We start from the raw sequence: 12,539 nt of genomic DNA on the forward strand, positions 1-12,539 counted from the left end.
AGCCGGGCGATTGGCACTGCAAAAACGGCGACGGCTTTGGCTGCTCGTGAATGGTGAATGGCTGCGTGCAGAGGAATTTCGGCGCGTAAAGCGCATTCTCACTATTCACTATTCACCATTCACTCTTCTCCTAATGCAGCACCAGCATGTCGCCCGACGAGAACGAAATCTCGGCCTTTTCGCCGACGGCCGGCGGCGGTGTGGCCGGACTATTGAACGTGTCGAGCGAGACCGTGCTGCCGCCGATGCCGACGCGAACCCGGATGACCGAGCCGAGGAAATGCACCTCGGCGATTTCGCCCGAAAGGCTGGAATCGCGGCCGGGGTGTCGGCCGAGCGAGATCGCCTCGGGCCGCAACGCCAGCGACAGCGTGTCGCCGGACTTCGAGCCGTTGAGCTTGCCCTTGAGCGAGACCTCTTGCGAGTTGACGCGCACCTTGCCCGAAGCGGCGTCGGTGACCGTGCCTTCGAGCACGTTCAGCGTGCCGACGAAATTGGCGACGAATTTGGTTGCCGGCCGGTTGTAGATCTCGAACGGCGTGCCGACCTGCTCGGCCTTGCCGCCATACATGACGGCGATGCGGTCGGAGATCGACAGCGCCTCTTCCTGGTCGTGGGTGACGAAGATGGTGGTGATGCCGAGCTTCTTCTGGATCGAGCGGATTTCCTCGCGCAGCGACACGCGCACCTTGGCGTCGAGCGCCGACAGCGGCTCGTCGAGCAGCAGCAGCTTCGGCTTGGGCGCAATCGCCCGCGCCAGCGCGATGCGCTGCTGCTGGCCGCCGGACAGTTGGTAGGGATAGCGGTCGCCCATCTGCGGCAGCTTGATGATGTCGAGCATCTCGGCAACGCGCCTGTCGGCATCGGCCTTCGGCATACCGGCGACCTTCAGCCCGAAGCCGATATTCTGCGCCACGGTGAGGTTCGGAAACAGCGCATAGGCCTGGAACACCATGCCGATGTTGCGCTGGTTGGGCTTGAGCCGGGTGACGTCCTTGCCGGCCACGACGATCTTGCCGGCGGATGGCTCTTCGAAACCGGCGACCATGCGCAGCACCGTCGTCTTGCCGCAGCCCGACGGGCCAAGGAAGGAGACGAATTCGCCCGGCTCGACGTCGAGGTTGAAATCCTGCACCACAATGGCGGCGCCGAAGGATTTCTGCACATGCTGGATTGAGAGGAATGGCTCGGCCATGGCTTTTTCCTTCGGGTCAGTTCGGACGGTTCGCCGATCGCGGCGCGAAGCGCGACAGGATCTGGATCAGCGACATGCAGCCCCAGGTGATGGCAAAGGCGATGATGGCAAGCGCCGCCGGCTCATAGGCGCGATTGGCGCCGACGTTCTGCAGATAGGGTCCGAAAGCAGGCCGGTTGAGCAGGCTGGCCATGGTGAATTCGCCGATGACGATGGCGAAGGTCAGGAAGGCGCCCGACAGCACTGCGATCAGCACGTTGGGCAGGATGACCCGAGTGATGATCGTGCCCCAGCCGGCGCCGAGGATCTGCGCCGCCTCGGTCAGTGTCCGTACGTCGATTGTGCGAAGCCCGGTGTCGACGGCACGATACATATAGGGCAGCGCCAGTGTCGCATAACCGATGACCAGCAAGGCATTGGCTCCTGTCTCGCTGGCCAGGAACGGCAGCGGTGAGTTCGACCCGTACATTCTGATGTAGCCGAAGACGATAACGATGGCCGGAATGACCAGCGGCAACAGCGTGATGAACTCGACGACGGGCCTGATCTGCGGCAGCCGCAGACGAATCCAGTACGCCGCCGGCACGACCACCAGCACGCCAAGGACGATGGTGAAGATGGCTGCGACCACCGAATAGATGAAGGTCGCCTGGAAGCGGGGATCGCCGAGCACGACCTGATAGGCATCGAAGGAATACGCGCCGCGCCGCATGCGCATGGAGAATTCCACGGTCGCGATCAGCGGAATGAAGAAATAGGCCGCGCCCAGCGCGAAGACGATCCAGGCCCAGAATCTGCCGGACTTCATTTGAGCCACCTCTCAGAGCGCGTCCGGAACCAGATGTAGAAGACATTGGCCAGCCCAGTGATGACGATCATGCCGAAGGCGATGGCGTAGCCGAGATGGGCATTGTGCAGCACGTCACCGCGGATCTGCGCGTAGAGCAGGATAGGGACGATGTTAAGCGAGGAGCCGGTCAGAGCGTAAGCGGTGGCGATGGCACCGAAGGCGTTGGCGAACAAGAGGATGACGGTGCCGAGGAAACTTGGCCAGATCACCGGAATGACGACCATGCGCCAGAACTGCGCCTGGGTCGCGCCAAGCGTTGCCGCCGCTTCGCCCCATTCCTTCTTCAGCCCATCGATCGCCGGCACGATGATCACCACCATCAGCGGGATCTGGAAATAGACATAGGTCAGCGTCAGGCCCCAGAACGACAGGATGTTGAAACCATGGGCATAAATGTTGAAGCCGACCAAGACGTTGAGCAGCACCGTGGCGAGCCCGAGCCGGCCGAGCGTCGCGAGAAAGGCGAAGGCCAGCGGCACGCCGGCAAAATTGGAGGCCACGCCGGAAAAGGTCAGTGTCGCCGAGCGTATCCACTCCGGCAGCCCGCCGCGCACGATGGCGATGGCAATGGCAAGTCCCGCGAAAGCACCGATCAGCGACGAGGCGAGGCTGACCTTGATTGAGATCCAGTAGGCGGCAACGATCGACGGCTGCGCCAAGGCCGCTATGTTTTCGAAAGTGAATTCGCCGGCATCGTTCCGGAATGCGCCCAGCATCAGATAGAGCGTCGGCAGGATCAAGAACATGATGGCGAAGATGAAGAAAGGCGCAACGCCAAGCCATTGCGTCGGCAGCCGCATGCTGCGGGCGTCGGCAGGAGGCGCGGTCTTCCCGGCAACAGCGTGATCGGACAACGAGATATCGGTCATGCGCCGGCTACCGTCCTGGAGGTATGCCGGGCGGCGATCTAAGCCGCCCGGCTGATCTCAAGTCTTACTTGACGTTGGCGCCGACGACGGCATCCCAGTTCTTGGTGATGGCTTCCTTGGCCTTGCCCTGCTCGTCGAGCGTCGGGAACACCGCGGCTGCATAGGACTCGGCCGGCGGCAGCTTGGCCATCACGTCAGCCGGGAGCTTGCCATTCTTGGCGAGGTCGTTGAAGCGGATCGGGTGACAATAGCCCTTCAGCCAGCCGATCTGGCCTTCGTCGGAATAGAGATATTCCAGCCACAGCTTGGCAGCATTCGGGTGCGGCGCATAGGCGCTGATCGCCTGAACATAGACGCCGGCGACGACACCGGTCTTCGGCACGACGACGTCGACCGGCGGATTGCCCTTCAGCGTATCACGGCCGGCAAGCGCGTTATAATCCCAGGTCACCAGGATTGGCGTCTGGCCTTGAGCAAGCGTCGCGGGCTTGCCGATGACCGGCACGAAATTGCCGGCGGCGTTGAGCTTCTTGAAGAAGTCGAGACCAGCCGTGCCGGCGGCTTCGCCGGCAGCCGCACCGCCGGAAAGGCCGGCGGCATAGACTGCCTGGATGGCCTGGTTCGAAGCACGCGGGTCGCCGGCGAGCGCCACGGTATTGGCGAATTCCGGCTTCAGCAAGTCGGCCCAGTCGGCCGGCGCTTCCTTGACCAGGTCCTTGTTCACCAGAAACGAAAGCACGCCGTAATAGTCGCCGGTCCAAAAGCCTTCGGCATCCTTGGCGCTGTCCGGGATCGAGTCCCAGGTTGATACTTTATAAGCCTGGATCAGGCCATCCTTCTTGGCGGTCGGGCCGAAGCTCAGGCCGACGTCGATGACGTCGGGCGCTTGCGGGCCCTTGTTGTCCTTGTTGGCCTTGATCGCCTCGACCTCGTCGCCGGAGCCGGCATCGGGGTTGAGCTCGTTGACGGTGATCCCCGGATATTTTGCCTTGAAGCCGTCGATGACCGCGCCGTAGCCGCACCAGTCATGCGGCAGCGCGATGGTGGTGAGCTGGCCTTCAGCCTTGGCTGCGGCGACCAGTTCATCCATGGACTGGGCCGACGAGATGGCAGAGGTCGCCATCAGGGCGACGGCCGAAAGGGAAAGCAGTTTTCCCGTGAATTTGAACATGTGTTCTCTCCGTTGAACTGACGCCGTTGGACGCCTGCGATGCGGTATCGTTTTCGTGTGACAGCCAGATGAAAGCTTTGTGAAAGCGATGCCCCGCAGTATGAAAAAGTAAACTCTTTTTAACCGGCTGTAGCAATCGCTCCGCGATTCTTTTTCCGGCTAACTAGTTTCGATCTTGCCTTTCATCTTTCCCCCTTTCCTTTGCCTCTTTTCCCAAGTCGATTTCCGATGCGAAAATTGTCTCAGACGGTGCCGGCGATGGCGTTTTCGAGCAGCGTCAGCGCCGCCTTCTTGGTCAGCTTGACCGGGTTGCCGCCGGCGGTCGGATCGACCACCGCCATGTCGGCAATCAGGCCCTTGCGCTTCTTGTCCATGTCGAGCCCCTTGATCAGGCCGGGCAGCGCATGCGGCACCTTGAGCTCCTTGCGCAGCTTGATGATCGCCTTGGCAAAACCGTCGAAGCCGCCCTTGATGCCGCAATAGGCGGCAAGCCGGGCGATGCGCGGCTCGATCGCCTCGCGGTTGAAGGCCAGCACGTAGGGCATGAACACGGCGTTGGTCATGCCGTGGTGGCTATCGTAGAGCGCGCCGATCGGATGCGACAGCGAATGAATCGCTCCAAGCCCTTTCTGGAAGGCGGCCGCTCCCATGGCGGCGGCGCTCATCATGTTGGCGCGGGCGACCAGATCCTTGCCGTTGGCATAGGCTTTCGGCAGGTTTTCGAAGACCAGCCTTATGCCTTCCACGGCGATGCCGTCGGCCATCGGGTGATAGCCCGGCGCGCAATAGGCTTCGAGACAGTGAGCGAGCGCATCCATGCCGGTGCCGGCGGTGATGAAGCCCGGCATCCCGACCGACAGCTCCGGATCGGCAATGACGATCGCCGGCAAGAGCTTTGGATGGAAGATGACCTTCTTGGTATGGGTCGCTTCATTGGTGATGACGCCGGCGCGGCCGACTTCCGAGCCGGTGCCGGCGGTGGTCGGCACGGCGATGATCGGCGCGATCGCATCGGCATCGGCGCGTGTCCACCAGTCGCCGACGTCCTCGAAATCCCAGACCGGCCGTGTCTGCCCGGCCTGGAAGGCGATCAGCTTGCCGAGGTCGAGCGCCGAGCCGCCGCCAAAGGCAATGACGCCGTCATGCTTGCCCTTCTTGAACACGGCAATGCCGGCGGTCAGGTTGGAATCCACCGGGTTCGGCTTGACCTCGGAAAATACGCCATAGGGCACCGTGGCGTCGTCGAGGATCTTCAGCGTCGAGGCCACCACCGGCAGCCTGGCCAGTCCCGGATCGGTGACGAACAGCGGCCGCTTGATGCCGGTCGCCGCCAGCACCTCCGGCAGCTCCTTGATGCGTCCGGCGCCGAAGCGGACGGTCGTCGGGTAATTCCATTTGGAAACGAGTTTTGTCATTTCGACCTTCTTGACTGCTTTCGTGCTCTCGGATGTCGTCAATTCACAAAGGTATTGGCCACACGGTCTGACCGCATCATGTACGGAATCCAGATGGCTGCGGCCCAGACGGAACGGTAAATTCCGCGCATCGTTTCGCTGTCGAACGCATCAGCCAAGGTTGGAAAGCTCTCGCGAAAAACCAGATGCGCAGCCCATGGGTCGAGGATGGCATATACCGGCATCGCGACTGCCCAAATCATGTACCAGCCCGGGAATATCTCCCAGCGCTTGAACATGAAGAACAATAACAGGACCGGGGCTGTAAGGCTTAGAACGCCTGCTGTCACCAGTTCGGCAACGAGCAGCGCACCTTGAGAAAAACTGAAGGCCTGCCAGTCGAAGCCGAGATAGTCGGTATTGTGCAGTTGTACCAACCCCAGTATCGGCGTGAGCATCAACCCGAGCATCGGCAGGACAAGCCATCCGCCGATACCCTCGGGACCCTCACCATCTGGCAGCGCCGATTGTTGTGTATCCGCCATTACTCCCCCTCAACAGCGATCGCATGCCTGTCGATCGCCACCTTAGATCACCTCGCGCAGATGGTATGATTTCGGCCTGGTCAGATTGTCGTAGCCGATGGCCGACAGTGCCGCGCCCTTGCCGGTGTCCTTGACGCCGGTCCAGACCAGCGCCGGGTCGAGATAGTCGCAGCGGTTCATGAACACGGTGCCGGTCTCGACACGATCGCCGATCGCCGCCGCATGCTCAATGTCGCGCGTCCAGATCGAGGCCGTCAGCCCATAGGGGCTGTCGTTCATCAGCGCGATCGCCTCCTCGTCGTTGCGCACTTTCATGATGCCGACGATCGGGCCAAAGCTTTCCTCGCGCATGACGCTCATCTGGTGGTCGACCTGGGTCAGCACTTCCGGCGCCAGATAGGGCGAACCTTGCCTGTCGTTGGCCACCTTCATATCGATGTGCGCCCTGGCGCCCTTGCGCAACGCCTCGGCCTTCTGCTCGCGGATCAGGTCGGCGAAGCGCGCCTGCGCCATCGGCCCCATGGTGGTCGCCTGGTCGAGCGGATTGCCGACGACGTAGTTCCTGGTCTCGGCAATGAAGCCCTCGACGAATTCATCGTAGACCGTCTCATGCACATAGACGCGCTCGATGCCGCAGCAGCACTGGCCGGAATTGTAGAAAGCGCCGTCGACCAGATTGGCAACGGCATGGTCCATCTTTGCGTCCGGCAGCACATAGGCCGGATCCTTGCCGCCGAGTTCGAGGCCGAGCGTCATGAAGGTGCCCGCCGCCGCCTTCTCGATGGCGCGGCCGCCGGCGACCGAGCCGGTGAAGTTGACATGGTCGATCTTGCCGGAGCCGAGCAGCCTTTCGGTCTGCGCGTGGTTCAGGACGAGGTTCTGGAACAGGCCCTTGGGCAGGCCGGCCTTATCAAACGCCTGCTGAAACCGCTCGCCGACCAACAATGTCTGTGCCGCATGCTTGAGGATGACAGCGCTGCCCGCCATCAGCGCCGGCACGATGGTGTTGACGGCGGTGAGATAGGGATAGTTCCACGGCGCGATCACCATGACCACGCCGAGTGGCACCTTCTTCACATAGCGGCGAAAGCCGTCCTTCGGATTGGAGGCCATGACCGGCTTCAGGGCCGCCTCGGCGATCTCGACCATGTAGCTGACGCGTTCCCTGACGCCGCCGAACTCGCCGCCATAGCGCACCGGCCGGCCCATCTGCCAGGCGATCTCCGGCACGATCTCGTCGGTCATGGCGACCAGCGCTTCCAGCATGGCAAGCATGTATTTGCCGCGCTCGATGACCGGCGTCTCAGCCCACTTCTCCTGCGCCGCCTTGGCACGTTCGACCGCGGCACCGATCGCCTGGTCGGTGGCAAGAGGCCGTTCGGCATAGATCGAACCGTCGACGGGGGATTTTATCTTGACCGTTTCGGTCATGCCTTGGGTCCTCGCATTCTACAATAATGTCGTTGGTTAGCGCCGCCCCTCATCCGCCTGCCGGCACCTTTTCCCGTATACTGACGGGGAGAAGGGACAAGCTCAGCGGCGGGCCCCCTCTCCCCCGTTCTTCACGGGAGAGGCTGAGGGTGAGGAGCGGCGCCAACGTTGCCAGATTATTCAATACCGCTCGAACCCCCTGTGCAGTTCCCAGTCCGTAATCCGGCGGTCGTACTCGAACTGCTCCCAGTGTGCCGTGTGGACGTAATGTTCCAGCACATCGTCGCCGAGCGCTTGCCTCAGCATTTTCGATTCCGCCAGCGTCGCGGTGGCGTCGCGCAATGTCTTTGGAATTTCAGGCAGCTGCGAGGCCTGGTAGGCATCACCGACGAAGGGCTTCTGCAGTTCAAGCTTTTCATCGATGCCGGCAAGCCCGGCCGCGATCAGCGCGGCGAAAGCCAGATAGGGGTTCAAATCGGCGCCGCCGATGCGGCATTCCATGCGGATGCCCTTGGTGCCCTCGCCGCAAAGACGGAAACCGGCGGTGCGGTTGTCCTCGCTCCACATGATCTTGGTCGGCGCAAAGGTGCCGGCCTGGAAGCGCTTGTAGGAGTTGATGTAGGGCGCCAGGAACCAGGTGAATTCCTTGGCATATTTGAGCTGCCCGGCCGCCCATTGCTGGCCGAGCGTCGACAGCGTCCACTCGGCATTTTTGTCGTAGAACAACGGCGTCTTGCCGTCGGCGCTCCACAGCGAATTATGGATGTGGCTGGAATTGCCGGCGAGCCCGTAATTGTACTTGGCCATGAACGAGATCGCCTTGCCTTCGGACTCGGCGATTTCCTTGGCGCCGTTCTTCAGGATGACGTGGCGGTCGGCCATGTCGAGCGCCTCGGCGTAGCGGACATTGATCTCTTCCTGGCCTGGCCCCCACTCGCCCTTCGAATTCTCGATCGGGATGCCGGCCGCCTCCATCTCGTTGCGCAGCCGGCGCATCACGCCTTCTTCCTTGGTGGTGATGCCGATCTGGTAGTCGCCGATGTAGGGCGATGCCGTCTCGAGGCCCTGCCAGTGCTTCTTGCGGGCGGAATCGTAGGTTTCGCTGAACAGATAGAATTCGAGCTCGGAAGCGAAATAGCCGATATAGCCGCGATCCTGCAGCCGCTTGACCTGCTTCTTCAGCATGGCGCGCGGCGAATGCGCCAGGTCGTCATGGGTATGGTGGTCGAGCACGTCGCAGATCACCAGCGCCGTCTTCTCCAGCCACGGAACGAGCCGCAGCGTCGCAAGGTCCGGCTTCATGACGAAATCGCCATAACCCTTCGACCAGCTCGCCGCCTTGTAGCCGGGCACCGGTTCCATATCGATGTCTGCCGCCAAGAGATAGTTGCAGCCATGCGTCTCGTCATGCGCGGAATCGACGAAATAACGGGCCAGGAACCGCTTTCCCGCGAGCCGCCCCTGCATATCGACGATGCAGGCCAGCACCGTGTCGACCTCGCCGCTGGAGACCGCTTGCTTCAACTGATCGAACGAGAAATTTCCGGCCATTCCTTTGGCACTCCAGCGCTTTGTCGTTTCGGGCTTGTCACTTTGAAAAGGAAACGAAAACCACGGCCGGCGCGAATGCCGGCCATGGTCGTGAGAGGGGGTCAGGCGCCGGCTTCGCCTATGGCTAGCTCGGCTGCCTTGATCGCCGCCTGACGCTTTGCGATCTGGTCGCCGATGGGCGGACCCTGGAAGCGGCGGTTCTCGAAACCGAACCAAAGCACCGCGGTCAGCACAATGAAGCCCAAGGTGATATAGAGCACTTTGTCGTTCGGCGGCTGGATGGCGATGTAGAAGATGATCGCCATGCCGATGACCGACAGGATGCAAAACAGCTTGAACAGGCCGGCGCCGAGGTTCCATGGGCCGGGGTTCGGCCATTTTTCCGTTCCGAAAGCCATCATGCCGAGCACGATCGGAATGATGAAGGACAGAAACAGGAACACCAATGTCGAATTGACGACGATGGTATAGATGTTCGTGCCGCCGACCGAGATGAACTGGGCAAGAAAGACATAGATTACCTCGAGCACAGCAGCCGTCCAAATCGCATTGACCGGCGTGCGCCAGGTCGGGCTGACCTTGGCTAGCGAGGCCGAGCCGACCGGCATGCCGCCGTCACGCGAGAAGGCGAAAAGCATGCGCGAGGCAGAGGTGACCGTTGCCAGACCGCAGAGGAACTGCGCGATCAGGATGCCCAGATAGAGCAGTGTCTTCAGCCACGCCGGCAAGATCGCGTCCATCGTGGCGAAGAACACGCTCCAGCCCTGCTTGGCGCCGGCCGCCAGATCCGGAATCGCCAGTACGATCGCGCACAGCATCACCCAGCCGATCAGCGACGACCAGACTACGGACGAAACGATTGCCCGCGGAACCGAGTGCGCCGCCCTCAACGTTTCTTCCGAAGTATGCGCCGACGCGTCATAGCCAGTGATGGTGTAAACCGGCAGCAGCAGGCAGAGCAGGAAGAGATACGTCATGGAATCGGACTGCGGGAAAACACCGCCGCCCGCGTCGCCCGAATAGTTCGTGAACGTCCACAGCCGCGTGATGTCGATCGCTGGAGCAAACATCAGGCAGGCGACGATCAGCACGGCTGTCGTTGCCAGGATCAGGAAGCCGGAGGCGTCCGTCAACATAGCCGTCAATTTGATGCCGAAATGATTGAGCAGCGCCTGCAACACGGTGATGAAGGCGACAAACCCGACGATCTCACCAGGCGTGCCAGTCATGCCGAAGGCTCCGCCGAAAGTGCCGACGAAGAAGAAAGCAGTACCGATGTTGATGGCGCCGAGCACGGTGATCAGGCCGAGCAGATTGAGCCATGCGGTGAGCCAGCCAGTGAAACGGTTCCCTAGGATGGATGCCCAGTGATAGAGGCCGCCGGCGGTCGGAAATGCAGAGGCGATCTGGGCCATGGCGAGCGCGAAAAATCCCGAAACCATGCACCCGACGATCCAGCCGATGCCAGCGCCGGCGCCACCGATGGACGACGTCGCTTGCGCGAAGGAATTGATGCCGCCTGAGAGGATGCAGATGATCGAGAACGAGATCGCGAAATTCGAGAAGCGGCTCATGCTTCGCGACAGTTCCTGAGCATAGCCCATTCCGTGGAGAACTTTCAGGTCCTCCTTCTTGTCAACTTCGCTGTAACCCGGTGCTACCATTTTAAAGTCCCCTTTTGGTTTCTTAGCTGGCCGATTGAACTGACTTTCCGACTGCGCTTGGTCTGGAGTCCTTGGCCGCTTCGGGCTCCAGATTGAGAAAAATACCGGTGAGCAGATCCGCCCATTTCCGCTGCCCGGCCGCGCCGGCGATCTCGTCGTTGCGGATTTCAATCATTGCGCAGGGCAGCCCGCGCGAGCGCGCATGGCGTTCCAGCGTGAAATAGACCCGGTCGGCCGGCGAATAGGGTTCGTTGACGCCGACGCTGACGCCGGCAAGCCGCTTCAGTGTCGCGATCAGCGGCGCCGCCAGCCGGCGATCCTCGTCGTGGATGATGCCGATGTGCCAGGGCCGGCTTTTGCCTTTGTAGAGCGGCGTGAAGGAATGGATCGAGACCAGCCTGGTCTCCCGCCCGGCCGCCAGGCGCTCGTCGATGACCGTTGCGATCCGCTCGTGAAACGGTCGCCACGCCAGCGCGATGCGCGCCTCCCGCTGGGCGGCCGAAAGTCCCTGGTTGGCCGGGACCACGGTTTTTTCGCTGGCGCTGACCGTCACTATCAGGTCCGGCGCGTCGAGCGGGCGGTTGCAGTCGATGATGAGCCGCGAGATGCAGGTCTCGACCAGCGTCGCATCGAGCGCCTCGGCCATGCGGCGCGCCACCGGCAAGGCGCCGGGATCCCAGGCGATGTGGCGGGAAAGTTCCTCGGCGGCAAGGCCGAGCGTTCCGAATTCCGGTGGCAGGAAATTGGAGGCGTGGTCGCAGGTCAGCACGAAAGGGCTTGATCCGCCGGGGTTCGTCACCCTTACGGTTTCAGGCGATGCAAGGCTGGCGGGCCGTGCTGTCTCCATTGTCTGCTGTCCCCGGGGAGCGCTGTATCGTATGTTACGTATTTTGCCTCATTGCGTCCCTGCGGATGATTTCATACAGTTTGGCCGGCTTTGTCAAACGCGATTTCGATAATGCGCTAACGGCACGGCCAGGGTGGGGAAAAAGCATGGTTTCGAGCATTGCCGAACTGATCTCCGACCGTATCGGCACCATGCCGGCCGGCGAGCGGCGCGCAGCGCAAGCGCTGATCGCCAGCTATCCGCTGATCGGGCTGAAGACAGTCGCCGAATTCTCGGCTACGGCCGGCGTATCATCGCCGACGATCCTGCGTTTCGTCGCCCGGCTCGGCTTCCAGAACTATCCGGAATTCCAGTCGGCGCTGCAAGACGAGCTGGCGGCGCAATTGCAGTCGCCGGCTTCGCGCACGCTCAATCCGCCATCGCAGGGCAGCAGCGCCGTGTCGCCGATGCTGGAGGCGACCCTCGACAACATGCGCGAGACATTCCGGCATCTCTCGGACAAACAGCTTGCCGACATCGTCGCCAAGCTAGCCGACCGGCGCGGCAAGACATTCCTGATCGGCGGCCGCTTCACCGACCCGCTGGCGCGCTACATGGCCGCCCACCTCGCCATCATCCAGCCCAACGTTTTTCACCTCGGCGGGCAGGAAAGCGTCTGGCGCGACCGACTGATCGACATGGGCAAGCGCGACGTGCTGGTGATCTTCGACATCAGGCGCTATCAGGACAGCTTGGTCCGTTTCGCCGAGACGGCCAACCAGCGCGGCGTGCAGATCGTGCTGTTTACCGACCAGTGGCTGTCGCCGATCGCCCGCTTCGCCCGCCATGTCATCGCCGGGCGCACCGCCGTGCCTTCGGCCTGGGACTCATCCGCCGCGCTTTTCGTCGTTGCCGAAGCGCTGATCGGCGCGGTCACAAGGCAGCTCGAAGCCGACGGCGCCAAACGCATCCGCGAACTGGAAAGCCTGCGGTAGAGCCCCTCCGGAAAGGCACGCCTTTCGCTTCGCTCTAGTCCACTAGAA

At 62.0% G+C, this 12,539-nt stretch carries 11 protein-coding genes; 1 reads left to right on the top strand and 10 read right to left on the bottom strand.

What is annotated here, in order from left to right:
• Positions 1–130: 130 nt before the first annotated feature.
• The 10 genes from NKH41_RS03040 to NKH41_RS03085 form a co-directional block, all read right to left on the bottom strand.
• Positions 131–1,195: an ABC transporter ATP-binding protein gene (locus NKH41_RS03040; protein ID WP_352767097.1), complete on the bottom strand. Its 1,065-nt coding sequence runs from the start codon at positions 1,193–1,195 to the stop codon at positions 131–133.
• Positions 1,196–1,211: 16 nt separating this feature from the next.
• Positions 1,212–2,003, bottom strand: coding sequence for an ABC transporter permease (locus tag NKH41_RS03045; protein WP_352454042.1), 792 nt, complete (start codon positions 2,001–2,003; stop codon positions 1,212–1,214).
• Entirely contained in the window at positions 2,000–2,914 is a 915-nt protein-coding gene (locus NKH41_RS03050) for an ABC transporter permease (protein ID WP_023675356.1), read from the bottom strand. Before NKH41_RS03050 ends, NKH41_RS03045 begins: the two co-directional genes overlap by 4 nt.
• 64 nt (positions 2,915–2,978) lie before the next feature.
• Positions 2,979–4,085, bottom strand: a complete 1,107-nt coding sequence (locus tag NKH41_RS03055) for an ABC transporter substrate-binding protein (protein ID WP_352469502.1) — start codon at positions 4,083–4,085, stop codon at positions 2,979–2,981.
• A gap of 242 nt (positions 4,086–4,327) precedes the next feature.
• Entirely contained in the window at positions 4,328–5,500 is a 1,173-nt protein-coding gene (locus tag NKH41_RS03060; RefSeq protein ID WP_352612939.1) for an iron-containing alcohol dehydrogenase, read from the bottom strand.
• Positions 5,501–5,538: 38 nt separating this feature from the next.
• On the bottom strand, positions 5,539–6,024 hold the full coding sequence (locus NKH41_RS03065) for a DUF2569 domain-containing protein (RefSeq protein ID WP_352767095.1): 486 nt from the start codon (positions 6,022–6,024) through the stop codon (positions 5,539–5,541).
• Between the two features lie 42 nt (positions 6,025–6,066).
• Entirely contained in the window at positions 6,067–7,455 is a 1,389-nt protein-coding gene (locus NKH41_RS03070) for an aldehyde dehydrogenase family protein (RefSeq protein ID WP_352682481.1), read from the bottom strand.
• Positions 7,456–7,635: 180 nt separating this feature from the next.
• Positions 7,636–9,006, bottom strand: coding sequence for a glutamine synthetase family protein (locus NKH41_RS03075; protein WP_352469498.1), 1,371 nt, complete (start codon positions 9,004–9,006; stop codon positions 7,636–7,638).
• A 101-nt stretch (positions 9,007–9,107) separates the two neighbouring features.
• Positions 9,108–10,670 (bottom strand): amino acid permease, encoded by a 1,563-nt coding sequence (locus tag NKH41_RS03080; RefSeq protein WP_352448255.1) that lies wholly within the window; start codon positions 10,668–10,670, stop codon positions 9,108–9,110.
• Positions 10,671–10,692: 22 nt separating this feature from the next.
• Positions 10,693–11,517, bottom strand: a complete 825-nt coding sequence (locus tag NKH41_RS03085; protein WP_352767093.1) for an N-formylglutamate amidohydrolase — start codon at positions 11,515–11,517, stop codon at positions 10,693–10,695.
• 146 nt (positions 11,518–11,663) lie between these two features.
• On the opposite strand from NKH41_RS03085, the gene NKH41_RS03090 reads away from it, so the two are divergent.
• A complete protein-coding gene (locus NKH41_RS03090; RefSeq protein ID WP_352469495.1) occupies positions 11,664–12,491 on the top strand; it encodes a MurR/RpiR family transcriptional regulator in 828 nt (275 codons plus the stop codon).
• Positions 12,492–12,539: the final 48 nt, after the last annotated feature.

The sequence above is a fragment of the Mesorhizobium sp. M1169 genome (assembly GCF_040318345.1).
Lineage (GTDB): Bacteria > Pseudomonadota > Alphaproteobacteria > Rhizobiales > Rhizobiaceae > Mesorhizobium.